Genomic DNA, 25,285 nt, shown 5'->3' on the forward strand with positions numbered 1-25,285 from the left:
CCTTTCGTTTATGGGCAAGCGTATATTCTTGCTAAATCGTGCCACGATTTCTCCATTTGTTGAAATCGACAAAATCCATGAGTGCCGGACACCTATGAATATGCTGGACAAAATCCAGTCTCAACTGGAACACCTTAGCAAATCAGAACGTAAAGTCGCAGAAGTGATTCTTACCGCACCGCAAGATGCCATTCACTCAAGCATTGCCACGCTCGCCCGCAGTGCTGACGTTAGCGAACCGACAGTCAACCGTTTTTGCCGCCGCCTTGAAACCAAAGGCTTCCCTGATTTTAAATTACATTTAGCGCAAAGTCTGGCGAATGGCACTCCCTATGTAAACCGGAATGTTGACGAAGACGATAGCGTTGAAGCTTATACCGGCAAAATCTTCGAATCCGCCATGGCAAGTCTGGACCAGGTTCGGCAATCACTGGATATGGCCGCAGTCAATCGCGCGGTAGATTTGCTAACCCAGGCCAAGAAAATTGCCTTTTTTGGTTTGGGTTCTTCTGCTGCCGTCGCCCATGACGCAATGAACAAATTCTTTCGTTTTAATGTGCCGGTTATCTATTCCGACGATGTTGTTTTGCAGCGCATGAGCTGTATGAATTGCAGTGAAGAAGATGTCGTTGTGCTCATTTCACATACCGGGCGCACTAAAAATTTAGTTGAACTGGCACAACTGGCCCGCGAAAACGATGCCATTGTGCTGGCAATAACCTCAGAAGGCTCACCGCTCGCCCGCGAAGCAACGCTCTCTTTATTACTTGATGTGCCAGAAGATACCGATATTTATATGCCGATGGTGTCACGCCTTGCGCAGTTAACGGTGATTGATGTGCTGGCAACTGGTTTTACTTTGCGTCGCGGAGCGAAATTCAGAGATAACTTGAAGCGAGTCAAAGAAGCACTAAAGGAATCGCGTTTTGATAAGGACCTGTTTATCTCGCTCGATAAACCTTAAGACTTTATAACAAAGCTGTAACTTTTTAGGTCATTCGGTTAAGTTGTTGCTTTGCGTTTTTCAGCGCATCCTGATTTACCGAATCTTTTGTTAACACAACACCAAAGTTGTTTCAGTCAACGGAGTAATACATGTCCAGACGGCTACGTAGAACCAAAATCGTTACCACTTTAGGCCCGGCTACCGATCGCGACAATAATCTGGAAAAGATTATCGCAGCTGGCGCTAACGTGGTACGTATGAACTTTTCCCACGGTACCGCAGAAGATCATCAGATCCGTGCTGACAAAGTTCGTGAAATTGCTGCGAAACTGGGTCGTCATGTCGCTATTCTGGGCGATTTGCAAGGACCAAAAATTCGTGTTTCTACCTTCAAAGAAGGTAAAGTTTTCCTTAACATCGGCGATAAATTCCTGCTTGATGCCAACATGGGTAAAGGCGAAGGCGACAAAGAAAAAGTCGGTATCGACTACAAAGGTCTGCCTGCTGATGTCGTCACCGGTGACGTCCTGTTACTCGACGATGGCCGCGTACAGTTAAAAGTGCTCGACGTTCAGGGTATGAAAGTCTTTACCGAAGTCACTGTTGGTGGCCCGCTGTCGAACAACAAAGGTATCAATAAGTTGGGTGGTGGCCTTTCTGCTGAAGCGCTGACCGACAAAGACAAAGCGGATATTCTGACTGCCGCGAAAATCGGTGTTGATTATCTGGCCGTTTCCTTCCCGCGTTGTGGCGAAGACCTGAACTACGCCCGCCGCCTGGCGCGTGAGGCAGGCTGTGACGCTAAAATCGTCGCTAAAGTTGAGCGTGCTGAAGCAGTATGCAGTGAAGAAGCAATGGACGACGTTATCCTGGCATCCGACGTTGTGATGGTTGCACGTGGTGACCTGGGCGTTGAAATCGGTGATCCTGAGCTAGTTGGTATTCAGAAAACCCTGATTCGTCGTGCTCGTAAGCTAAACCGTGCGGTAATCACCGCGACTCAGATGATGGAGTCAATGATTACCAATCCAATGCCTACCCGTGCTGAAGTAATGGACGTGGCGAACGCCGTTCTGGATGGTACCGATGCAGTAATGCTTTCTGCTGAAACTGCAGCAGGTCAATACCCGGCTGAAACCGTTGCCGCAATGGCACGTGTTTGCCTGGGTGCTGAAAAAATCCCAAGCATCAACGTTTCTAAACACCGTCTGGACGTACAGTTCGACAACGTAGAAGAAGCGATTGCAATGTCTGCAATGTATGCGGCAAACCACCTGAAAGGGGTAACTGCAATCATCACCATGACAGAATCAGGTCGTACCGCGTTGATGACTTCACGTATCAGCTCCGGTCTGCCGATTTTCGCCATGTCTCGCCATGAACGCACACTGAACCTCACCTCTTTATATCGTGGTGTGACGCCGGTGCACTTTGACAGCTCAAGCGACGGCGTTGCCGCAGCAAGCGATGCTGTGAATCTGTTACGTGATAAAGGCTACCTGGTTTCTGGCGATCTGGTTATCGTTACCCAGGGCGATGTGATGAGTACTATTGGTACAACCAACACCACGCGTATTCTGTGTGTTGAGTAACTCATCTGCATGATGACAAAGGGGCCAGTCGGCCCCTTTTCTATTTCTTCGGATACAACTCTTTGCGTCGGTAAGGTTCAGTCTCCCCTTCCTTGCGCGTTTTGAGCAGTTTAAGAATCCAGGTGTATTGTTCAAGATTCGGCCCTACCAAAATCTCAACTTCTTCATTCATGCGCCGGGCTATGGTCATGTCATCAGCGTCGGCTAAATCGTCCATCGGTGGGCGAATATGAATATCCAGACGATGCGTCTTGCTGTTATAAACCGGGAACAGTGGTACGACACGAGCTCTCGACACTTTCATCAATCGGCCAATCGCAGGCAATGTCGCTTTGTAAGTGCCGAAGAAATCGACGAACTCACTGTGTTCAGGGCCGTGATCCTGGTCTGGCAGATAATATCCCCAATACCCCTGACGGACTGAGCTGATAAACGGTTTAATCCCATCATTACGTGCATGCAGGCGGCCACCAAAACGGCGACGCACTGTATTCCACATGTAATCAAATAGCGGATTGCCCTGGTTATGGAACATCGCAGCCATCTTCTGGCCCTCTGATGCCATCAGCATTGCAGGAATATCCACTGCCCAACCATGGGGAACGAGAAAAATCACGTTTTCTTCGCGCTGCTTTAGTTCATCGATAATTTCTTTACCGTGCCAGTCAACGCGCTGCATGATCTTTTTCGGATCTTTAATTGCCAGCTCAGCCATCATCACCATCGCTTGAGGCGCTGTGGCAAACATCTCGTCGATAACGGCTTCACGGTCGGCTTCCGGCATATCCGGGAAGCAATACAGTAAGTTAATTTGCGCACGACGACGGGCACTTTTACCCAAACGCCCGGCAATACGCCCCACTTTACCCAATAACGGGTCTCTTAATGATGGCGGTAGCATCGCGAGGCCTGCAAAAGCACCCACACCTAACCAGGCGCCCCAAAACTTCGGGTGCAAGAAGACCTTTTGAAATTCAGGAATGAACTCACTGTGACTTTTTTTTGCTTTTTCCATGCATATTCTCAGTACAGCATCAAATCATTGATGACATGAATTTGTAAGTATCTTAGCGGGGTAATGCTCATCAGACAAAGAAAAAGCCGGTAACTGAGTACCGGCTTTTTTCATAAGACTTAATTAATCAAACTTAAGCTGTGGTGTGACTTCACGAACCTGCGCCAGGTAATCGGTACGGTCCGAGCCAGTCAGCCCTTCGGTACGTGGTAATTTCGCATTTAACGGGTTCACCGCTTGCTGGTTAATCCACACTTCATAATGCAAATGCGGCCCAGTCGAACGCCCTGTGTTGCCTGAAAGTGCAATACGGTCTCCACGTTTAACTTTCTGGCCTGGTGTTACCAGTAATTTCTTCAGGTGCATATAACGAGTGGTGTATGTGCGACCGTGTCGGATAGCAACGAAATAACCCGCAGCCCCGCTACGTTTTGCCATCACAACTTCGCCATCACCCACTGCCAGTACCGGAGTGCCCTGTGGCATCGCAAAATCCACACCTTTATGTGGTGCAACTCGCCCGGTTACCGGATTCAGACGGCGCGGGTTAAAGTTTGAGGAGATACGGAATTGTTTGGCTGTTGGGAAGCGCATAAAGCCTTTCGCAAGACCGGAACCGCTGCGATCGTAGAATTTGCCATCTTCCGCGCGAATTGCGTAGTAATCTTTACCGCTGCTGCGTAGACGAACACCCACCAATTGGCTCTGTTCGCGTTTGCCTTCCAGCATTTCACGAGACATCAGCACCGAGAATTCATCGCCTTTCTTCAGCTTACGGAAGTCCATTTGCCACTGCATCGCTTTAATCACTGCGCTGATTTCGGCACTGGTCAATCCTGAATCTTTTGCGCTGCTGACAAAGCTATTACCCACCGTGCCTTTGAGCACGTTGTTCACCCACTCACCTTGCTGCATTTCGCTGCTGAGTTTGAATGTGCTACCTGAACGGTCATAGGTACGCGTTTCGCGGCGCGACATTTCCCATGTCAGACGCTGTAATTCGCCGTTATCGTTCAACGTCCAGGAGATCTGTTGGCCTATTTTCAGGTTACGTAGGTCTTTATCCACGGCGGCAAGCTGGCTGATATCACCCATATCAATGCCGTACTGGTTCAGAATGCTGCTAAACGTATCCCCTGTAGACACGACATATTCGTGAACGCCCGTTTCACCGGCTGTTTTATCATCCAGTTCATCTTGTGGAATAGTGTCGTCTTCGGCGTCAGGAGATTGATCCAATGGTTCACTGGCTTCAGGAAGTAACGAATGAATTTCGCTTTTCTCAAGCTCAATGGTTTTAATAATGGGGCTGGCTTCAGGATGATAGACGTACGGTCGCCAGACAGCGACCGCAAGTGTAAGAACTGTAAGAGACCCCAACATAACGCGATGGGGTCGGGACAAATTGTCGAATGCCAGGGCGACAGAGCGGGCTATCTGTTGCACGTATTCACTTCCTCATTAATCTCCTTTCAGGCAGCTTGCATATTGATTCGCAAGCCCGCTCAAAAACTGCATATAGCTGTCTTTGCCGAGCTTAATGTCAATCCCCAGCGGGTCCAGCGTTCCGGAACGAACGTTAGTACCTCTGGCAACGGCATTAATTACTGCTGGCCTGAACTGTGGTTCAGCAAATACGCACACGGCTTTTTGCTCAACCAACTGTGTTCTGATGTCATGTAAACGCTGCGCGCCGGGCTGGATTTCAGGGTTAACGGTAAAATGACCGAGTGGCGTTAGACCGTAGTGTTTTTCAAAGTAGCCATAAGCGTCGTGAAAAACGAAATACCCTTTACCTTTTAGCGGCGCGAGCACGCTACCAACTTGCTTATCGATGTTGGCTAATCCTAACTCGAAAGTTTGCAAGTTGGCGTCAAGTTTGGCTCTATTTTGGGGCATAAGTTCCACTAATTTATCGTGGATTGCAACCGCTGACAGGCGCGCTACCTCTGGCGAAAGCCAAATATGCATGTTGTATTCACCGTGATGGTGATCTTCGTCACTATTTTCGCCTTGATGGTCATGTCCTTCATGGCCATGATCGTCGTCATCCACCCCCTTCATGAGCAACGGTTTCACACCTGCAAGTGCAGACAATTGTACTTGTTTTTGTTCAGCTAATTGATGAACCGACTTCTGCATGAAGGCTTCCATTTCTGGTCCGACCCATACCACTAAGTCCGCGCTTTGTAAGCGTTTTACATCAGATGGACGAAGTGCATAATCATGCTCAGAAGCACCATCCGGTAACAAAACTTCGGTTGGCGTGACACCCTCTGCAATTGCAGCGGCGATGAAACCCAAAGGCTTGATAGAGGCAACCACAGCGGCTTGAGCCGGGGTGACAGAAGTGCCTAAAAATGCAGTTGTTAAAGCTGCGCAAAGAAATGCGTTTTTATGTAACATAATGCGACTTTTCATCGTTATGAATTCGAGATGTGTGATATTATAACATCCGCTAACTTCTGCAACCCCTGAAATTGTCATGACTAATCTGGTATCACTGGAAAATATTTCTGTTTCATTCGGACAACGCCGCGTGCTGTCTGATATTTCTCTCGATCTTAAGCCGGGCCGAATTTTGACGCTGCTTGGCCCAAATGGTGCTGGGAAATCAACGCTGGTTCGCGTGGTGCTTGGCCTGGTAGCACCTGATGAAGGTGTTATCAAGCGTGACCGCAATTTGCGTATTGGCTATGTCCCGCAAAAATTGCATCTGGACGCCACTCTGCCGCTAACCGTTAGCAGATTTATGCGCCTTCGCCCAGGTGTGAAGAAAACGGATATTTTGCCCGCACTCAAACGCGTGCAGGCAGCCCATCTTATTGATGCCCCAATGCAAAAACTCTCCGGTGGTGAAAACCAGCGTGTGCTGTTGGCGCGTGCGTTGTTGAACAACCCGCAACTGCTGGTACTCGATGAGCCAACTCAAGGCGTTGATGTCAACGGTCAACTAGCACTCTATAACCTAATCGATCAGCTGCGCCGCGAGCTTGATTGCGCGGTGATGATGGTTTCTCACGATCTGCATCTGGTGATGGCGAAAACCGACGATGTGTTGTGTCTCAATCACCACATCTGCTGTTCCGGCACGCCGGAAGTTGTTTCAATGCATCCAGAATTTATATCGATGTTTGGTCAGCGAGGCGCCGAAGAGCTGGGTATCTATCGCCATCATCATAACCATCGTCACGATCTTACTGGACGTATTGTGCTGCGCAGAGGGAATGGTCAGTCATGATTGAATTGTTGTTACCCGGTTGGTTAGCCGGGGTTTTGCTGGCCTGTGCGGCTGGTCCGCTGGGTTCGTTTGTGGTCTGGCGTAGAATGTCCTATTTTGGTGATACTTTAGCTCACGCTTCCCTGTTGGGTGTGGCGTTCGGCTTGTTGCTGAATGTAAATCCATTTTACGCAGTGATCGCCGTTACGCTGATGCTGGCGCTTGGGCTGGTGTGGCTGGAAAAACGCCCTCACCTTGCGATTGATACTCTGCTTGGCATTATGGCGCACAGCGCGTTGTCGCTCGGCCTGGTCGTAGTGAGTTTGATGTCCAACGTACGCGTTGATTTAATGGCGTATCTGTTTGGCGATCTACTTTCCGTCACCTTTCCCGACATTATTTCTATCGCTCTTGGCGTAGCCGTGGTAATTGGCGTGCTGGCATGGCAATGGCGCAACTTGTTATCGATGACGATAAGCCAGGATCTCGCCCACGTTGACGGCGTTAATATCCAGCGCACCAAAATGCTGTTGATGCTGGTCACCGCGCTGACTATTGGTGTGGCGATGAAGTTTGTTGGCGCACTGATCATCACCTCATTACTGATTATCCCCGCAGCAACTGCCCGTCGTTTTGCCCGTACTCCGGAGCAGATGGCCGGTGTTGCCGTTATTGTTGGGATATTAGCGGTCACCGGCGGCCTGACTTTTTCTGCGTTTTACGACACGCCAGCCGGCCCTTCTGTTGTGCTGAGCTCGGCCGTGCTGTTTGTCATGAGCATGATGAAAAAGACAGCAAGCTAATCTTTAACGTCGGAATAGCCCTTAAAGGTTATTCCGACGACTCCTCGATTAAATCCCGTTCATCTATTGAATTGTGGGTTTTATCCGCGAATATTATTGGTATTACCGGGCAACAAACCTCTTCACTTATGAGTTTATGCCAGCATATTTTGCCAATACGTCATGTTGCACACCCAGTCGACCTCAATAAAATAACCGAGTCTTTTTCTATTTCATGGGTGTTTGATTATATTTATCTGTCATTACTAAAAGAGAATTACAGTGCAGATTAACTGTGATGACATTCAGAACCTGGCGTTACCAGGCCCTCAAATAATCACATCGGTGTGGCTGGAGGAATTATTCCAAAGTGCGTCCACGCTCTTGGCGTGGCGATACGTCCACGTGGAGTCCGTTGCAGGAAACCTTGTTGGATAAGAAAAGGCTCCAGCACGTCTTCAATGGTTTCACGCTCTTCACCAATTGCCGCCGCCAGGTTATCCAGCCCTACTGGGCCGCCGAGAAACTTATCGATAACCGCCAGCAACAGCTTGCGGTCCATATAGTCAAAGCCTTCGGTATCGACGTTGAGCATGTCCAGCGCCTGCGAAGCAATATCGCCATTGATCGTGCCATCATGTCGTACTTCCGCAAAGTCGCGCACACGACGCAATAAACGGTTGGCAATACGTGGCGTACCGCGCGCGCGCTGGGCAATCTCAAGCGCACCCTCTTCGCTAAGCTCCAGTCCCAATACACCAGCGCTGCGGCCAACAATGTGCTGCAAATCCGCAACCTGGTAAAACTCAAGGCGCTGCACGATACCGAAACGATCGCGCAACGGTGACGTCAAAGACCCCGCACGCGTAGTGGCACCAATCAAGGTAAAGGGTGGCAAGTCGATTTTTATCGAACGCGCCGCAGGGCCTTCGCCAATCATGATATCCAATTGGTAGTCTTCCATTGCTGGATACAGCACTTCTTCTACAACCGGCGACAGACGATGGATTTCATCAATGAACAGCACGTCATGCGGCTCGAGGTTAGTCAGCATTGCCGCCAGATCCCCAGCCTTTTCGAGCACCGGACCGGACGTAGTACGCAGATTCACGCCCATTTCGTTGGCGACAATGTTTGCCAACGTGGTTTTACCAAGCCCTGGTGGGCCAAAAATTAACAGATGATCGAGCGCATCCCCACGCAGTTTCGCCGCCTGGATAAAAATCTCCATTTGCGAGCGTACCTGCGGTTGGCCAACATACTCCGCAAGAAGTTTTGGGCGAATCGCCCGGTCAATCAATTCATCTGGAGTAATGGTACCTGGCGAAACCAGGCGGTCTGCTTCAATCATCCTTTACCTCATAACGCCGCGCGGAGCGCTTCACGGATCAGGGTTTCACAATCGGCACCGGCACGGCCCACTTTGCTGATCATACGGCTGGCTTCCTGTGGTTTATAGCCCAGTGAAACCAGTGCAGCAACCGCTTCTGATTCTGCATCGTCTGTTACGCCGCTTTCCGGAGCCATCAGTACCAGGTCAGTTGCAGGGGTAAACAGATCACCATGCATACCTTTGAAGCGGTCTTTCATTTCGACAATCAAGCGCTCAGCGGTCTTTTTACCCACACCCGGCAACTTAACCAGCGAACCAATTTCTTCACGCTCGACAGCGTTCACAAACTGTTGTGCAGACATACCAGAGAGGATCGCCAGCGCCAGTTTCGGCCCAACACCATTCACTTTGATAAGCTCGCGGAACAACGTGCGTTCTTGTTTATTGTTGAAACCGTAGAGCAATTGCGCGTCTTCACGCACCACAAACTGGGTAAAGACTACAGCTTCTTTACCGATTTCCGGTAACTCGTAGAAACAGGTCATTGGCATATGAACTTCGTACCCTACGCCACCAATTTCCATTAATACCAGCGGCGGCTGTTTTTCCAGAATGATGCCTCTGAGTCTTCCAATCACGTTGTGCCCCTACGGTTATGCAAAAATTTTGCCTATCATATAAAAAAGGCTGGATGAATATCCAGCCCTATTTATTTTAATCTTCCCCGCGCCAGATTGAGCCTCGACTCACTCATCTGCATTGAATTTTGCGTAACGTGGCAATGCGTGATGGCAATTGCCAGTGCATCCGCCGCATCAGCTTGCGGATTTGCAGAGAGTTTAAGCAACGTGCGCACCATGTGCTGCACCTGGCTTTTCTCCGCGCTTCCGATACCGACAACCGTCTGTTTGACCTGACGGGCAGCATATTCGAAAACAGGAAGGTCATGGTTTACTGCCGCAACAATCGCAGCACCACGAGCCTGGCCGAGTTTAAGCGCAGAATCGGCATTCTTTGCCATAAACACGGATTCGATAGCGAAATACTCAGGCTGAAATTGGGTAATGATTTCGCTCACCCCCGCGTAGATAAGCTTCAAACGCGAGGGTAAGTCGGTAACCTGAGTACGAATACAGCCACTTCCCAAATAGGTTAGCTGCCGACCAGTCTGGCGAATAACGCCGTAACCGGTAACGCGTGACCCCGGATCAATGCCGAGAATAATCGCCATCACGCGTCTCCCTTATACAGGTGTACGGTTTCAGACAACGCCATTACAGCGTCGCCGCCACCTCGTCAGAGATCTCACCGTTGTGGTAAACCTCTTGCACATCATCACAATCTTCAAGCATATCAATAAGACGCATTAACTTCGGTGCTGTTTCTACGTCCATATCTGCTTTGGTAGATGGGATCATAGAAACTTCTGCTTCGTCGGCTTTCAGACCCGCAGCTTCCAGTGCGTCACGCACGGCACCCATTTCTTCCCAGGCAGTGAACACGTCGATTGCGCCGTCGTCGTAAGAAACAACATCTTCGGCACCGGCTTCCAGAGCAGCTTCCATCAGGGTGTCTTCATCTTTGCCTGGAGCATAAGAGATGACGCCTTTTTTGGTGAACAGATAGGCTACCGAGCCGTCAGTACCCAGGTTACCGCCACATTTGTTGAACGCGTGACGCACTTCTGCCACGGTACGGTTACGGTTGTCACTCAAGCATTCAACCATCACAGCTGAACCGCCAGGACCGTAACCTTCATAAATGATGGTTTCCATGTTCGTGTCTTCATCACCACCCACACCACGTGCAATCGCACGGTTTAAGGTGTCACGTGTCATGTTGTTGGATAATGCTTTATCAATCGCTGCACGCAAACGTGGGTTAGAACCCGGATCACCGCCGCCCAAACGGGCAGCTGTGACCAGCTCACGGATAATTTTGGTGAAAATTTTACCGCGTTTGGAATCCTGTGCTGCTTTACGGTGTTTCGTGTTGGCCCACTTACTATGACCTGCCATAACAATCTCCAAAAGCGCCCTTTTCAGGCGACATCAATTACAAACTCTTCTATCGCTTGCCGGTTGCTCCACGATTTAGTCATAGCAGCCGCAATCTTTGCGTCTGTCCACTTCCAGGCCAGATGTTCCGAAATGGTAATCTGGCGTTCGTGAGGCAGCGCAAGGCAGAACCAATATTCTGTATTGCGCGTGATGCCCGGTGCATAGCGATGACGCAAATGTGTAAAAATCTCAAACTCCACACAACGTTGGCAGTCCATCAAGGTCAGTTGCTCTGAGACAACGTCAATATCAACCTCTTCCTTTACTTCACGTTGTGCTGCGTGCAACGCGTTTTCACCTTCTTCCAGGCTGCCGGTAACCGACTGCCAGAAATCAGGATCGTCACGCCGCTGTAACATCAGCACCCGCCCGGTGTCCTGGGCAAAAATAACTACCAGTACCGAAACGGGACACTTATAGGTCATTATTCTTTCTCAGCCTTTTTAATTACGGCTACACCCAGTTCAGCCAGAGCCGTTGGGTTAGCGAAGCTTGGGGCTTCTGTCATCAGACATGCTGCTGCTGTTGTTTTCGGGAAGGCGATAACATCACGGATGTTGTCGGTGCCGGTCAACAGCATAGTCAGACGGTCCAGACCAAATGCCAGGCCCGCGTGTGGCGGAGTGCCGTATTTCAGGGCATCTAACAGGAAGCCAAATTTCTCGCGCTGATCTTCTTCGGTAATGCCCAGAATGCCAAACACGGTTTGCTGCATCTGGCCGTTGTGGATACGTACAGAACCACCACCCACTTCGTAACCGTTAATAACCATATCGTAAGCGTTCGCAACAGCCGCTTCTGGATCTGCCGCCAGTTGCTCTGGGGACATATCTTTAGGCGCGGTGAACGGATGGTGCATCGCGGTCAGGCCACCTTCGCCATTTTCTTCAAACATTGGGAAGTCGATAACCCACAACGGAGCCCACGCTTTTTCATCGGTGATGCTCAGATCTTTACCGATTTTCAGACGCAGTGCGCCAAGCGCATCGGCAACGACTTTCTTATTGTCTGCACCGAAGAAAATCATGTCGCCATCTTGCGCACCGGTACGGGCCAAAATAGCTTCAACGATTTCTGCATTCAGGAACTTAGCAACTGGGCTGGTGATACCTTCGATACCGTTAGCACGCTCGTTTACTTTGATGTAAGCGAGGCCTTTCGCGCCGTAAATCTCAATGAACTTGCCGTAGTCGTCAATCTGTTTACGGCTGATTTGTGCGCCACCCGGCACGCGCAGTGCTGCAACGCGGCCTTTAGCATCATTTGCTGGGCCTGCGAACACTTTGAACTCAATGTCTTTAAGCAGATCAGCAACATCCACCAGCTCCATTGGGTTACGCAGGTCTGGTTTGTCAGAACCGTAACGGCGCTCTGCTTCTGCAAAAGTCATGATTGGGAAATTGCCCAGCTCAACGTTTTTCACATCAAGCCACAAATCGCGAACCAGTTTTTCCATCACTTCACGCACTTGAGGTGCAGTCATGAAGGAGGTTTCGACGTCGATCTGAGTAAATTCAGGTTGGCGATCGGCACGTAAATCTTCGTCACGGAAGCATTTAACAATCTGATAGTAGCGATCAAAACCAGACATCATCAGCAACTGTTTGAACAGCTGTGGGGACTGCGGCAACGCGTAGAACTTACCTTTATGAACGCGGCTAGGTACCAGATAGTCACGAGCACCTTCTGGTGTTGCTTTGGTCAGCATTGGGGTTTCAATATCAAGGAAACCGTGGTCATCCATAAAGCGACGCACAAAGCTGGTGATTTTAGCGCGAGTCTTCAGGCGGTTCGCCATTTCAGGGCGACGCAAATCCAGGTAGCGGAATTTCAGACGCGCTTCTTCAGTATTGACGTGGTTAAAGTCAAGCGGTAATGCTTCAGAACGGTTGATGATGGTCAGGTCGGTTGCGAACACTTCCACAGCACCAGTAGCCATATCTTTGTTGATGTTTTTTTCGTCACGCGGGCGCACGGTCCCGGTGATTTGAATGCAGAACTCATTACGCAGTTCGGAAGCAAGCTGGAACGCGTCTTGACGATCCGGGTCGAAAAACACCTGCACGATGCCTTCGCGATCGCGCATATCAATAAAGATAAGGCTACCGAGGTCACGACGACGATTGACCCAACCACACAGTGTTACTTGTTGTCCCACATGGGATTGATTGAGCTGCCCGCAATATACTGTACGCATGAGATATCCCTTAAATTAGCCGCACACTGTCTGTTACCTGCAACGGTGGCCACTATTTTGTATGTCACATTTGGATGAAAAAAGGGGGTCATTATACTGGAAATAATGCCCGGAGATAAGTCCGTTACGCCTGACTGGCGCGTTTCAAAGCGCCTTGTTTGGCTTATTCTCACAAAAATTAACAAAATTTGTAAACTGCAGTGCTCCAGTTCCATCGTAAGGTATTACCCGATAACCTAATTTTGATCTGGAGTCACCGAATGTTAGAACTGAATACTTCCCGTACAGCACTGGTAGTGATTGATTTGCAGGAAGGCATTTTGCCCTTTGCGGGTGGCCCGCACAGCGCACAGGATGTGGTGGCTCGTTCTGCAAGGCTTGCTACTAAATTCCGCGAAAATGGCTCACCAGTCGTCATGGTTCGTGTTGGTTGGTCAAAAGACTTTGGCGATGCGCTCAAACCACCGGTTGATGCACAACCCGCGGCACATGCATTGCCTGAAAACTGGTGGGTTTATCCGCAAGCACTGGGCAAAAAAGACAGCGATATTGAAGTAACCAAACGCCAGTGGGGCGCCTTCTACGGCACAGATCTGGAATTGCAACTGCGCCGCCGCGGTATCGACACCATCGTGCTATGCGGCATTGCCACCAACATTGGCGTGGAATCCACCGCCCGTAACGCCTGGGAGCTGGGTTTTAATCTGGTTATTGCAGAAGATGCCTGTAGTGCCGCAAACGGCGAACAACATCAGGGTAGCATGACGCATATTTTCCCGCGCATCGCCCGCGTACGTAGCACTGAAGACGTCCTCTCCGCGCTGTGATATACGTTGGACTTCCACAATGGTCGCACCCGAAATGGGTGCGCCTTGGCATCACTTCTCTTGAGGATTACGCCCGCCATTTCAATTGCGTGGAAGGTAACACCACATTGTATGCCTTGCCAAAAGTGGAAACCGTGTTGCGCTGGCGCGAAATGACCGGCGACGATTTCCGTTTCTGCTTTAAATTCCCAGCAACAATCTCCCACAATGCAGCGCTGCGCCAATGTGGTGATTTGACCACCGAGTTTCTCGAGAGAATGTCTCCGCTGGCAAATCGCATCGGCCAATACTGGTTACAGCTTCCGGCCTCGTTTGGCCCTTCCGATTTATCAGCTTTGTGGAATTTCCTCGACTCTTTGCCGAAAGATTTCAGCTACGGCGTGGAAGTCCGCCACCCTTTTTTCTTCAATAAAAGTGCCGATGAACAAGCTCTCAATCGCGGCTTATATGAACGCGGAGTCAATCGAGTCATTCTCGATAGTCGCCCCGTTCATAGTGCAAAACCCGACAACGAAGCCATTCGCGAAGCACAACGTAAAAAGCCCAAAGTACCCGTTCATGCACTTGTCACTGCCCACAATCCGCTGGTGCGTTTTATCGGCAGCGACGATATGCAACAAAACAAAGCATTGTTTGATGTCTGGCTTAAGACATTACCCAAATGGGAACAAAACTCTACGCCCTACCTGTTTTTGCACACCCCAGATATTGGACATGTGCAGGATTTGGTTCATACGCTCTGGCCTTCACTACAACTGGCATTTCCCGCGCTAGGCAACGAACCAGCTATCCCAAAACAAAACTCCCTTTTTTAGGAATAGCGACAGCTTATAGGTTGCGCTGCTATCATATGCAGTGCTGGAACTATCTCTAAAGGATGTGAGTATGGTAAGCGCGCTCTATGCCGTTTTGGGTGCTTTGTTGCTGATTAAGTTCTCTTTTGATGTTGTTCGTATGCGTTTGCAGTACCGCGTCTCGTATGGTGACGGTGGTTTTAGTGAACTTCAGAACGCAATCAGAGTTCATGGTAATGCGGTGGAATATATTCCTGTCGCGTTACTGCTTTTATTGCTGATGGAAATGAACGGAGCCGAAACCTGGATGGTTCATGTTTGCGGACTTCTACTGATTGCCGGGCGCCTGATGCATGCTTATGGTTTTCATCATCGTTTAATCAGCTGGCGCCGTTCAGGAATGAGTGCCACCTGGAGTTCTTTAATCCTGATGGTGCTGGCTAACCTATGGTATATGCCATGGGAGTTGGTTTTCTCGCTGCATTAACGCAAAATATGCCCCTTTCGAATTTCCGGATTTAACGTTATGTCTGACCGCGATACGCTGTTTTCCGCCCCGATTGCCAAATTAGGTGACTGGACCTTTGATGAACGCGTGGCTGAAGTGTTCCCCGATATGATTCAACGATCGGTGCCAGGTTATTCCAATATCATTTCGATGATTGGCATGCTGGCGGAACGCTTTGTTGCTCCCGGAAGCCAGGTTTATGACCTCGGCTGTTCGCTTGGCGCGGCTACGTTATCCGTGCGTCGCAACATTCAGCATGACAATTGTAAAATTATCGCGGTCGATAACTCCCCAGCCATGGTCGAGCGCTGCCGCCGCCATCTCGATGCATTCAAAGCGCTAACACCGGTAGAAGTCATCGAAGGGGATATTCGCGATATCGTTATCGAAAATGCTTCGATGGTGGTGCTGAACTTCACCCTGCAATTCCTTGAGCCCGAAGACCGTAAACTTCTGCTGGAAAAAATCTATTGTGGACTCAATCCAGGCGGTGCATTAGTGCTGTCAGAAAAATTCAGTTTTGAAGACGGCGAAGTAGGTGAATTGCTGTTCAATATGCACCATGACTTTAAGCGTGCAAATGGGTATAGCGAGTTGGAAATCAGCCAAAAACGCAGCATGTTGGAAAATGTCATGCTCACCGACTCTGTCGAAACACATAAAAAACGCCTCAAGCAAGCCGGATTTGACCACGCAGAATTATGGTTCCAGTGCTTTAACTTTGGCTCTTTAGTCGCACTGAAATCAGGAACTTCTGCATGATCGACTTTGGTAATTTTTATCAGCTTATCGCTAAAAACCCTTTGGCTCCGTGGCTCGAAACGCTGCCTGCGCAAATTGCCACCTGGCAGCGTGAAAACCTGCACGGCCAGTTCAAGCATTGGTACAACACAGTCGAATATTTGCCTGAGCTAGCGCCATATCGTCTGGATTTATTGCACAGCGTGACTGCCGAATCACAAATACCGCTGAGCGAAGGCCAACGTTTGGGAATCGAAAAGTTACTTCGTAATCTGATGCCGTGGCGTAAAGGCCCATATTCACTGTATGGCGTGAATATCGATACTGAGTGGCGTTCAGACCTGAAGTGGGATCGTGTACTACCACATATTTCCCCGCTGACCGGGCGTACCATCCTGGATGTCGGCTGCGGGAGTGGTTATCACCTGTGGCGTATGATTGGCGCTGGCGCGCATCTGGCCGTAGGCATCGACCCAATGCAACTGTTTGTCTGCCAGTTTGAAGCTGTGCGTAAATTGCTGGGTAACGATCAACGTGCGCACGTACTGCCGTTGGGCATTGAACAACTCCCGGAACTGAACATCTTTGATACCGTGTTCTCAATGGGCGTGCTCTACCACCGCCGTTCCCCGCTTGACCACCTTTACCAGTTGAAAAATCAACTGGCGAAAGACGGTGAACTGGTGCTGGAGACGTTAGTTGTAGAAGGCGATGAAAATACCGTATTGGTGCCAGGCGAGCGTTATGCACAAATGCGCAACGTTTACTTTATTCCTTCCGCGCTGGCGTTGAAAAACTGGCTTGAGAAATGTGGCTTTGTTGATGTACGCATCGTCGATCATTGCTACACCACAAGCGAAGAGCAGCGTAAGACAAGCTGGCTGACCACTGAATCGCTGGCCGATTTCCTCGACCCGAACGACGATCGTAAAACTATTGAAGGTTACCCTGCTCCGCTGCGTGCCGTTTTAGTGGCCCGTAAGCCGTAAATTCTCTTAATAAGGCCACACTTTGTGGCCTTCGTTATTTCGCTGCAAAACCCAACGCGCGAATGACTTTTTCCATTGCAGCACTTGTTAGCTCCGAACGCTGAATTTTACTGTTGGCAGACATTGTCCTGACCACACCAGCTATCACAACGTGTTTCGGCTCCTGGCCAAGGTCACGCATCTCAAGCACTACCTTTCCAACAATACGGCACATCTCATCGTAAAGCTCTTTGTCTGATATGTTCATTTTGCTCTCCGTTATTTTAAGGGAGCCTAACACGTTTAATTCATCAATTTAATAAACCTGATTGTGGTTGTAGGTTTCATTAGAGTTTGAAATCAAGCACTGCATTCTTGAAAACATCATAGATCTTTTGATTCGGAGGGGCAGGAAACTGATTCACCGCAGTCGTTGCAGAAATGGCCGCCTGACAAAGTTCGGGGTCGCCCTCTTCAGATTTGACACCCATCAGCATACCATTTGGGGCTAATTTCAAACGTAACGTGCAGTGCTTACCGGCATACGATTTTTTGTAATTGAACTTACTTTCGATGTTCGAGCTTATTAGCTTTGCGTAATGGGTGATATCGGGGGATGGGTCCGTTGTAGGGGATTTAGTCATCGGATGCGGTTTTACACATCCAGTTAATGGCAATATCAGCGCAATGAATAATAAAAACTGCGCGCTTGTCTTAGAATAAAAATGAATTTTTCTCATATTCCCTCATCCTTGAAATAGTTGTAAAAATTAATAATTAATCATTCAAAGTAAATTTTTGTAGACTTAAATCATTTTCTGTACATCACATTGTATTTACTCTGTTTTCTACTTTATAGCAGAGAAAGAACTCCATGAGAAAAATACTTTCACGAATGCTCCCCAAGCTAAAGCAACTCTTGAACAATGTGATCCTCGGAATGTGCATCTTTGGACTGAAGAATTAAGCAAAGCTTATTTAGACGGATATCATGGAATCGAGTGATCCCGGCGTGACGAAAATATAGATAAAAAACCCCGGTAAAATACCAGGGCCAATTTTTTAGGTTTACGCGTTTTCTTCAAGCCAGGCCGCTAAAGTTGCTGGTGTTTTCAGGACACTTGCCACTTCTGTCGGTGGAATAGCGCACCCGAATTCCGCCTGCACTTCCAGTACAACATCAACGGCTGTAATAGAATCGAGAATATCGGATTCGATCAACTCATCGTTAAAGGCAACTTTGCGCGACAAGACATTTTCAAATAATGCTAAAACTTTCTGTTCCATTTTTTTGCCCTTAGATGATTAGCAGGTACGGGCCTGCGCATCGAGTAATTTACGGTCAATCTTCCCGTTAGGGTTGAGAGGTAATGCGTCCATGATGACAATCTGAGATGGCACCATATAAGACGGTAAAGTTTGTGTGAGATTAGCTTTGATCTCTTTTTCAGAAAGCTTTGATGTGCAAAACGCGGCCAGGCGTAAAACGGCGCCATCTTTTTTAGTCAGCGGTAACACAACCGCTTCACTGATGCCCGAAAGCGCTAACAGACGGTTTTCTATTTCATGGATTTCAATACGGTAACCATTCATTTTGATCTGGCTATCGTTACGCCCCTGGCAATAAAGATAATTAACTCCGATGCGTCCCAAATCACCGGTTTTATAGCCGCGCAATTGTTTGTTTTCATCCCATAAAAGTTTTTCAGCATTCTCTTTGGGCAAACCGAGATATCCGCGCATAACATTTTTTCCCCAGATAATTAATTCATTATCTGCGGTAACTTCCATTTCTGAATATGGCATCATGTAGCCTATCGGTAAGAGATCACATGCTTCATTCAGTATTTCGTCACTGATTTCTACCACCGTTGTTGCAACTGTCGCTTCGGTTGGACCGTATGAATTCAGTATTTTCGCCTCTGGGAATAAACGGCGCAGATGTTTTACCAATGTTTTACTGAGCACCTCACCGATAAAAATAAATACTTTAAGATCGGACAAATAATCTGCTCTAAATTCTGGTAGCAATAATTTCTGATAGGCAAATGAGGGTGTAGAAACCCATACAGAGACTTTCTCTTGCTTGAGTCTTGCTAACCAGTTTTCGGCTGTAATATCTTCTTTTGCATTTAGAATAAGATGCCCAGCCGTAACAAGGTTTCCGAGCAGTGGAATTAATGATAAGTCGAAACTGAATACGGCATGGTTCATCAATACCGGGTTTGCTGGCAGAGAGAAATCAGAACGTAGCCATTGCATGAAATTCCACACACTTTCCCGGCCAATTTGGACACCTTTAGGTTTACCTGTACTACCAGAAGTAAACATAATGTAGGCAAGATTCCTTTGTTCCAGTTGTTGTGCAGGAATACCCGTTGCTACAAAACAGCGCTGCTGTACGTCGTAGTAATAAGGTGCGCTGGATAATTCGCAGATCTCTTTCAAACGCTCTTCCGGATAGATATTATCGACCGGTATATAAGGAATGTTGTGCAATAAGCAGCTGTAAATTGCGCAAGCAAACTCAGCTTGCTGGTGACCATAAAGCACCACTGGAACGTTAGGTGCCAAATTTAATGCTGAAAAACATTCCACCCAATTAAGAACTGCAGTCCTGGTCTGCTGCCAGGTCAGACTGGTGTCACTACCAGTGATTGCCAGTTGTTGGCCATTTTGTGGGTCGAGCAACATCGCTCGCAGATAATTATTGAGTTGCTGTAGTTCAGAGTTAATAGTCATACAGGTGACATTCCGCTAAAAATATAAAGAGAGACTGCGGCACTTACCAGCGTCAAAATACGCCCTACAAATGAAATAATCGGGTTATTTAACCATAAGGTCATTACCGGACTGCGCTTTGCAAGCCAAAGAATCATATTATGAATAACTGAAATTCCGCCAAACAGAGCTCCGCTAACAACGTAATTGAGCTCCAACCCGTTCCACGCACCCATACAAAATAAAGTGCAAAAAACACCGATATTTTGTGCGGTAGCTTTGTGGCTCCTGAAGAAATCCACCTTCATCAAATTCATATAAATTGGCATGAAAACCACATCACGCAACCACTCAGAAAGACTAATATGAAATCTGCGCCAGAAATCCTGTGGATTTTTTGCCAAAATAGGCAAGTTGAAATTAGCAGGTAAGTTAAGGCCAAATAAACGCCCTGCACCTATAGCCATATTACTGTAACCAGCGAAATCGAAATAAAGATAAAAGCTATAGGCTAGTGACATCACAATGCCTACGGTCATTGTAAAAGGACGGTGACTCCAGTGACTGATAATAAAGTTATCAATCAACATCGCAAACAGGAATTTTTGCACGATTCCATAAAAGATTTGTTCCATAGATTGCAAGAACACATCAGTCGTTAAGCGAAAATTGGGTTTAGTAATATCCTGAACCCAATTTCTCCAACGATACATCGGCCCTGCCAGTATAATAAAAGGCAAAAAGAGATAGCTGAAATACTGGAAAAAATCACGGGAATCCTTCTTGTTGCGATAAAGTAAAACATCCACCGCCCTGAAAGTCATAAAAGAAAGACCCAACATACCCCAATGATTATTAAGGTGTAACTTCACCAGAATTAGAGGCAACAAACTCAGAATCACCGACTGCCAGGTTTTAATCCAGGTTTTGTCTTTTAACGTGGCAATGCTGTACAAATAAACAAACATCAGCAATGGGATAATTATCTGACTTTTGAAAATGTATCCCCAGACAGCAAACATCGCAAAAGCAGAAAACAGTGATGCATAGGTCAACCGGTTCCCCACCAGGCGATTAAGTCCGGTGAAAAGTAGCGAACAGGCAAACAACGCAGCGAAAAAAGGTGCACTTGTATACATTATCTTAGCCCTTAGAACTGCTGATATTCAAAGTGCAGCTTTAAATTCATACTGTTATCAATTGATGACCAGGCGATTACCGTTGTCAGCAAAAACAAATAGAGGAAAAAAAGTCTGATTGCTTTTTTCATTTGTTAAATGCCTCTGCTATATAACGATCCATTGCAACCCACGCCACTTCAGTTGGATGAAGACGATCCCAGTTCCATCCCTCCTGATATTTTTGGCTATACATATCAAAGTATGGCGTGTCGTATTTTTGTAATATCAACTGAATGTTGTGGTCAGTCTTTGCAAATTTATCCGTATGCTTTAATGCCCACGGATTAAGAGGATCGATGATGACAACCACATTGACCTTGCGCTCATGCAACAGCTTCATCATGTCATCAAATGCCTGCATTTCCTGCAATGACGGTGGAGTTGAATACCATTCATCCGCTGTTTTATCATCGTCAAATACTTCTTTATCCATCCATAATGTGGCTGCACTTTCATGACGTGCACGATTAAGTTGCCGTGCCTGCTGAAGCTGCACATTCCAGTCAATCTTGTGCCAGCTTTTATTTAAAATCGGCCATGGTTGCAGCTCTGAATGACGAATATGAGACAACGACAAGTAATAATCTCGAATCAATTCACAAAATGAAGAAAACTGATATTTGATTTCTCGCCAGACAATATTGTGATTCCAGCCAAAAATGCGCATCTGCCTGAACGTCAAATGATCCACATCTTGCGCATCAATATGCGTTAGATAATGCGTTAGTATTGGTCGCATAGTTTTATCAGACATTAATGGTTTGAATATGGTGTCTGGAAAGTGGTCCGCAAAGATGGTCGGCGGTATGCCGTTAAAGTAAAAGCTATCCGGTGCCAGTAACAATACCAGTTTCGTTTTTGGCGAAAGGTTTTGTTTAAAGCGAGTGAGCAATGCAAGCTGCGTCATGTTATCGACGTAGCTGTCTCCATAAGCCACTGTGGGTTGGTGTAGCTTGGTGTTAAAGAAATTATAAACCGCAAAGTGTTCATTTTCTGAGGTCGAAACTTCTGATGCCCCAAGGAAAAAAATCGCATTCCCATCCAGAGCGTGTGAAATAGTTGCGACTTTTTCGGCCTGAACTTTGCGCGTCCCTTCCATTGTTTTAATTAATGGTTGGAATGTTAATGCTGGTTGCAGGCTATTGATAAACGGAGGGAGAGTCAAAACCAAAACTGCAAGAACAACCATAGAAATATGCAAAAAAAGAGTTTTGTTTATTTTCATAATTAACACTACTTTTCAGGCTACTAAATAAAAATAAAAAATAGAAAATTTTACTCTATCAACATATTTTTAAAGGGATTTTAATAATAAAGAAGTGCGTCAGGTTATTCCTTAAGTGATTAGTATCCGTATGTAACCTAATGTACAGCACAGCAACAGAACCGCTTATTACAACGAAATCGTCAATTTATTAACAAGTTCACTACAAATAATCCACCTGATTATTTTTACGCACCCTCAATATATATTAAAAAACTCTGAGAATAATTTGTCTGAGTTTTGGATAAAAAAAGCCCCGATAAAACATCGGGGCCTGGTACGAGCAACATCACATGGGCGACATGATGCGCGGGCAAAACTCTTTGACTGTCAGCTTGCTACTTAGCTGGCAACCAACACAGCTTTCATTGCTGCTACCACATCGCCATCAACGCAGTAACGGTTAAACTCATCGGCTTCGGCATCAGCACTCATTGAGACTCCCGCCTTGCGATAACGCATGGGTGAAGCCACGGTCTGGCCTGCTGAGCTATGCATTTCATCAATCCCTTGATCGGCAAACTTTTTCAGGTTGCTCAGCCGCACACCTGCACCCGCCATAATGATTGGAGCGCGGGAATGCTGTTTTAGTTCCCTAAGCAATGAAAGTCCTAACTCAGCCGTCTGTTGTTGGCCCGATGTAAGGATGCGCGCGACGCCTAAATCAGTGAGTTGTTCGAGCGCCTGATGAGGGTTATGGCACATATCAAACGCACGGTGGAAAGTGACTGCCATATCCTGGGCTTGTTCCATCACCCGCTTCATGCGCGGTATATCGATATGCCCTTCACCATCTAACATGCCGATAACCAGCCCCGGATATCCCAGTTCGCGTATGAACGAGATATCTTCGAGCATGGTGTCAAATTCAGCATCGGTGTAACAAAAATCACCGCCGCGCGGGCGAATAATAGGATGTACGGGAATAGAAACCCGTTCTTTAACTTTGCGTAGTACACCAGCAGAGGGTGTCAGGCCGCCTTCTTTTGGCGCTGCACACAATTCAATTCTGTCCGCTCCGGCTTGTTGTGCTGTGACTGCACAGTCAATTCCATAACAACATATCTCAAGCAAAGGCATCGATTGCTCCTTAAATATCTTTAGCCTGGCGGTTGTGTCACCGGTTCAGAATGATAATCTGAAATGACGATCACAAAAAGGTAGCTGTACTCTAAATACTTCGAGTTGCAGGTAGGCGGCAAGGGAACATATCCCGATGAGCTTACTAAGCTAAGTGATTCGGGTAAGTGAGTGCAGCCAACACCCCTGCAGCTTGAAATATGACGAGTATAATCATGGCATTCAATTTTGATGAAGGCATCGACCGCCGTCACAGCGACAGTTCGAAGTGGAATAAATATGGCAATGACGTATTGCCTATGTGGGTGGCAGATATGGATTTTCGCTCACCGCCCTGCATTCTCGAAGCCCTTCATAAACGGGTTGAACACGGTGTTTTTGGGTACGGAGCCAAACCGCAAGCATTGATCGATGTTATCGTTGAAAGGATGGCCAACCGCTACCAGTGGCAGATAAAACCTGAATGGATTGTTGTTTTACCAGGTGTTGTTGCCGGGCTGAATTTAAGCGTTCGCGCCTTCACCACGCCAGATGAATCAACTATTGCTCCAACCCCTATTTATCCACCTTTCAAAAAATCATCGGCTTTTGCACAGCGCCCACAACTTAATGCGCCACTTCGTCTTGAAAATGGCCGTTGGGTTATGAATTTGCCCGCACTTGAGCCACAGTTAACCGGCAAAGAAAAATTGCTGATGCTGTGCAACCCACAAAATCCTGGTGGCACCGTTTATACTCGCGATGAGTTGCACCAGCAGCTTGCTTTTGCCCAGCGCCACAATCTTATTGTTTGCTCTGATGAAATTCACTGTGATCTGCTGTTAGAACCCGACGCTACACATATTCCTTTCGCCACCTTAAGTGCCGATGCCGAACAGCGCTCCATCACCCTGTTTTCGCCATCCAAAACATTTAATATCGCCGGTCTTGGTGCGTCACTGGCCATTATCCCCGATACTGAATTGCGTAAGCGATTCAACACAGTGCGTGAAGGAATTGTGCCAAGTGTCGACGTATTAGCATTGACGGCTGCAACCGCTGCCTGGCGCGATGGTGAACCGTGGTTGCAAGAATTACTGCCGTATTTGCGCCACAACCGTGACCGATTAGTGAATGCCGTTAGCGATATGTCGGGACTTACAATGACCGCACCGCAGGCAACTTATCTGGGATGGGTGGATGCCTCAGCTTTGCCGGTAGATAACCCAACGCTGTGCTTCCAAAAAGCCGGATTAGGCTTCTCGCCGGGTGCTGATTTTGGCGAAGCCAAATTCGTACGTATTAATTTTGGCTGCACCTCAGCAATGCTTGATGAAGCCATTAAACGCATGGAGGCCGCTGTTAAATCAGTCAGCTAGCTTATTCCTGCTCACTGGCAACAATCTCTTCAATACTCCACGGATGGAATTTGATAGTCACTTTGCCATCGGTTACAGCGAGTGTTGGATTAGGTAAACGTTCACGTTCACCTTTTGGCGAACTGGTTTTCAGCGAAATCCCTGTCTGGCGCAAACCGGCGTCAGACATTAAATCCAGCGCTCGTGCATTCAATGTTTCAGGTTCGCCCGGCAGCACAATTTCTACGTGCTCCCAGCCTTCATGCGGATAACGCTTCTCACCCGGCCACGGCAATTCAATCACAGTAAATTTCCAGTGCGCCACGCAAACCGGCTCCATGAGTTTAAACAGGCAAATTGGCCTTTCATTAATGATATTTTCAGAGAGCAAAGTGCCACATTTTTCTAAACCCACACGCCAACGTTCAGCGGTTGTATTTTGATGGCAACGCAGAGAAATGTGATCGGCGTCTAGTGGTTCGAGCTCAAGATCAAGCCGAGCGGCAAGTTCTGTTAACGCTTGTGTAAAACGCGGGAGATCCGCTGAAATATCATTCAGTTCTGCAATTGTCTGCCAGTTGGCCATCACCCTATCCTCTTAAGTCGCAATTGGAGGCTAATCTACCTTTTTCGACAAACTTCACCAACACCTGTTAAGCGGCTAATTTCCTGAATGGTTATTCACTATACCGTTGATATTAGTTCAAGGCGCGCAGGGC

General features: G+C 47.7%; 26 protein-coding genes and 1 pseudogene. 10 read left to right on the plus strand and 17 right to left on the minus strand.

Features of this window, described 5'->3' with window-relative positions; translation table 11 throughout:
• Positions 1–94: 94 nt before the first annotated feature.
• On the plus strand, positions 95–964 hold the full coding sequence (locus tag FH968_RS02205; RefSeq protein WP_139876791.1) for a MurR/RpiR family transcriptional regulator: 870 nt from the start codon (positions 95–97) through the stop codon (positions 962–964).
• Positions 965–1,095: 131 nt separating this feature from the next.
• A complete protein-coding gene (pyk, locus tag FH968_RS02210; protein WP_139876793.1) occupies positions 1,096–2,538 on the plus strand; it encodes a pyruvate kinase in 1,443 nt (480 codons plus the stop codon).
• Between the two features lie 40 nt (positions 2,539–2,578).
• Here the strand turns inward: pyk and lpxM are convergent, their stop codons facing one another.
• The 3 genes from lpxM to znuA all read right to left on the minus strand — a co-directional run bounded on the left by lpxM (position 2,579) and on the right by znuA (position 5,959).
• Positions 2,579–3,553, minus strand: a complete 975-nt coding sequence (gene lpxM / locus FH968_RS02215) for a lauroyl-Kdo(2)-lipid IV(A) myristoyltransferase (RefSeq protein WP_139876796.1) — start codon at positions 3,551–3,553, stop codon at positions 2,579–2,581.
• A gap of 123 nt (positions 3,554–3,676) precedes the next feature.
• The gene (gene mepM / locus FH968_RS02220; protein WP_139876798.1) at positions 3,677–4,999 is read right to left on the minus strand and encodes a murein DD-endopeptidase MepM; all 1,323 of its coding nucleotides are present in this window, start codon (positions 4,997–4,999) and stop codon (positions 3,677–3,679) included.
• A 15-nt stretch (positions 5,000–5,014) separates the two neighbouring features.
• Positions 5,015–5,959 carry a zinc ABC transporter substrate-binding protein ZnuA gene (znuA, locus tag FH968_RS02225; RefSeq protein WP_139877260.1) on the minus strand — a complete coding sequence of 315 codons (945 nt, stop codon included), beginning with the start codon at positions 5,957–5,959 and terminating at the stop codon, positions 5,015–5,017.
• A 79-nt stretch (positions 5,960–6,038) separates the two neighbouring features.
• Here znuA and znuC point away from each other — a divergent pair, with 79 nt between their 5' ends.
• Both znuC and znuB read left to right on the plus strand, forming a co-directional pair.
• The gene (znuC, locus tag FH968_RS02230) at positions 6,039–6,794 is read left to right on the plus strand and encodes a zinc ABC transporter ATP-binding protein ZnuC (RefSeq protein WP_139876800.1); all 756 of its coding nucleotides are present in this window, start codon (positions 6,039–6,041) and stop codon (positions 6,792–6,794) included.
• Positions 6,791–7,576, plus strand: coding sequence for a zinc ABC transporter permease subunit ZnuB (znuB, locus tag FH968_RS02235; protein WP_139876804.1), 786 nt, complete (start codon positions 6,791–6,793; stop codon positions 7,574–7,576). The genes znuC and znuB overlap by 4 nt, the downstream gene beginning before the upstream one ends.
• Positions 7,577–7,892: 316 nt before the next feature.
• Here znuB and ruvB read toward each other — a convergent pair whose 3' ends face one another.
• The 6 genes from ruvB to aspS all read right to left on the minus strand — a co-directional run bounded on the left by ruvB (position 7,893) and on the right by aspS (position 13,145).
• Positions 7,893–8,906, minus strand: coding sequence for a Holliday junction branch migration DNA helicase RuvB (gene ruvB, locus FH968_RS02240; RefSeq protein ID WP_139876806.1), 1,014 nt, complete (start codon positions 8,904–8,906; stop codon positions 7,893–7,895).
• An 8-nt stretch (positions 8,907–8,914) separates the two neighbouring features.
• Positions 8,915–9,526 (minus strand): Holliday junction branch migration protein RuvA, encoded by a 612-nt coding sequence (ruvA, locus tag FH968_RS02245; protein ID WP_139876808.1) that lies wholly within the window; start codon positions 9,524–9,526, stop codon positions 8,915–8,917.
• Between the two features lie 71 nt (positions 9,527–9,597).
• Positions 9,598–10,119: a crossover junction endodeoxyribonuclease RuvC gene (gene ruvC / locus FH968_RS02250; RefSeq protein WP_139876809.1), complete on the minus strand. Its 522-nt coding sequence runs from the start codon at positions 10,117–10,119 to the stop codon at positions 9,598–9,600.
• A 43-nt stretch (positions 10,120–10,162) separates the two neighbouring features.
• Positions 10,163–10,906, minus strand: coding sequence for a YebC/PmpR family DNA-binding transcriptional regulator (locus FH968_RS02255; protein ID WP_139876811.1), 744 nt, complete (start codon positions 10,904–10,906; stop codon positions 10,163–10,165).
• Positions 10,907–10,929: 23 nt separating this feature from the next.
• Positions 10,930–11,373: a dihydroneopterin triphosphate diphosphatase gene (gene nudB / locus FH968_RS02260; protein WP_139876813.1), complete on the minus strand. Its 444-nt coding sequence runs from the start codon at positions 11,371–11,373 to the stop codon at positions 10,930–10,932.
• The gene (aspS, locus tag FH968_RS02265; RefSeq protein ID WP_139876815.1) at positions 11,373–13,145 is read right to left on the minus strand and encodes an aspartate--tRNA ligase; all 1,773 of its coding nucleotides are present in this window, start codon (positions 13,143–13,145) and stop codon (positions 11,373–11,375) included. Before aspS ends, nudB begins: the two co-directional genes overlap by 1 nt.
• A gap of 260 nt (positions 13,146–13,405) precedes the next feature.
• Here aspS and FH968_RS02270 point away from each other — a divergent pair, with 260 nt between their 5' ends.
• From FH968_RS02270 to cmoB, 5 genes are all read left to right on the plus strand, one after another.
• Positions 13,406–13,972, plus strand: coding sequence for a hydrolase (locus FH968_RS02270; protein ID WP_139876816.1), 567 nt, complete (start codon positions 13,406–13,408; stop codon positions 13,970–13,972).
• Positions 13,969–14,787 carry a DUF72 domain-containing protein gene (locus FH968_RS02275; protein WP_139876818.1) on the plus strand — a complete coding sequence of 273 codons (819 nt, stop codon included), beginning with the start codon at positions 13,969–13,971 and terminating at the stop codon, positions 14,785–14,787. The genes FH968_RS02270 and FH968_RS02275 overlap by 4 nt, the downstream gene beginning before the upstream one ends.
• A gap of 70 nt (positions 14,788–14,857) precedes the next feature.
• Entirely contained in the window at positions 14,858–15,253 is a 396-nt protein-coding gene (locus FH968_RS02280; RefSeq protein ID WP_139876820.1) for an MAPEG family protein, read from the plus strand.
• 39 nt (positions 15,254–15,292) lie between these two features.
• Positions 15,293–16,036, plus strand: a complete 744-nt coding sequence (gene cmoA / locus FH968_RS02285) for a carboxy-S-adenosyl-L-methionine synthase CmoA (protein WP_139876822.1) — start codon at positions 15,293–15,295, stop codon at positions 16,034–16,036.
• Complete coding sequence (cmoB, locus tag FH968_RS02290) at positions 16,033–17,004, plus strand: tRNA 5-methoxyuridine(34)/uridine 5-oxyacetic acid(34) synthase CmoB (protein ID WP_139876825.1); 972 nt, start codon at positions 16,033–16,035, stop codon at positions 17,002–17,004. The genes cmoA and cmoB overlap by 4 nt, the downstream gene beginning before the upstream one ends.
• 34 nt (positions 17,005–17,038) lie before the next feature.
• On the opposite strand, the gene fumD is transcribed toward cmoB, so the two are convergent.
• The 7 genes and pseudogenes from fumD to cutC form a co-directional block, all read right to left on the minus strand.
• Positions 17,039–17,251 carry a fumarate hydratase FumD gene (gene fumD, locus FH968_RS02295; protein ID WP_139876827.1) on the minus strand — a complete coding sequence of 71 codons (213 nt, stop codon included), beginning with the start codon at positions 17,249–17,251 and terminating at the stop codon, positions 17,039–17,041.
• Positions 17,252–17,330: 79 nt separating this feature from the next.
• Positions 17,331–17,594, minus strand: a pseudogene (gene tolA / locus FH968_RS02300) (cell envelope integrity protein TolA); the annotation flags it as partial.
• A 457-nt stretch (positions 17,595–18,051) separates the two neighbouring features.
• Positions 18,052–18,270, minus strand: coding sequence for an acyl carrier protein (locus tag FH968_RS02305; RefSeq protein WP_139876831.1), 219 nt, complete (start codon positions 18,268–18,270; stop codon positions 18,052–18,054).
• Positions 18,271–18,288: 18 nt separating this feature from the next.
• Positions 18,289–19,725 carry an AMP-binding protein gene (locus FH968_RS02310; protein ID WP_139876834.1) on the minus strand — a complete coding sequence of 479 codons (1,437 nt, stop codon included), beginning with the start codon at positions 19,723–19,725 and terminating at the stop codon, positions 18,289–18,291.
• Entirely contained in the window at positions 19,722–20,843 is a 1,122-nt protein-coding gene (locus FH968_RS02315; RefSeq protein ID WP_139876836.1) for an MBOAT family O-acyltransferase, read from the minus strand. Before FH968_RS02315 ends, FH968_RS02310 begins: the two co-directional genes overlap by 4 nt.
• Before the next feature lie 127 nt (positions 20,844–20,970).
• A complete protein-coding gene (locus FH968_RS02320) occupies positions 20,971–22,110 on the minus strand; it encodes a D-alanyl-lipoteichoic acid biosynthesis protein DltD (RefSeq protein WP_139876838.1) in 1,140 nt (379 codons plus the stop codon).
• 381 nt (positions 22,111–22,491) lie between these two features.
• Positions 22,492–23,229 carry a copper homeostasis protein CutC gene (cutC, locus tag FH968_RS02325; protein ID WP_139876840.1) on the minus strand — a complete coding sequence of 246 codons (738 nt, stop codon included), beginning with the start codon at positions 23,227–23,229 and terminating at the stop codon, positions 22,492–22,494.
• Positions 23,230–23,444: 215 nt separating this feature from the next.
• Here cutC and FH968_RS02330 point away from each other — a divergent pair, with 215 nt between their 5' ends.
• Positions 23,445–24,587, plus strand: coding sequence for a MalY/PatB family protein (locus FH968_RS02330; RefSeq protein WP_139876842.1), 1,143 nt, complete (start codon positions 23,445–23,447; stop codon positions 24,585–24,587).
• A 1-nt stretch (position 24,588) separates the two neighbouring features.
• On the opposite strand, the gene FH968_RS02335 is transcribed toward FH968_RS02330, so the two are convergent.
• Positions 24,589–25,152, minus strand: a complete 564-nt coding sequence (locus FH968_RS02335) for a VOC family protein (RefSeq protein WP_139876844.1) — start codon at positions 25,150–25,152, stop codon at positions 24,589–24,591.
• Positions 25,153–25,285 lie beyond the last annotated feature (133 nt).

The sequence above is a fragment of the Buttiauxella sp. B2 genome (genome assembly GCF_006376615.1).
Taxonomy (GTDB): Bacteria; Pseudomonadota; Gammaproteobacteria; order Enterobacterales; family Enterobacteriaceae; genus Buttiauxella.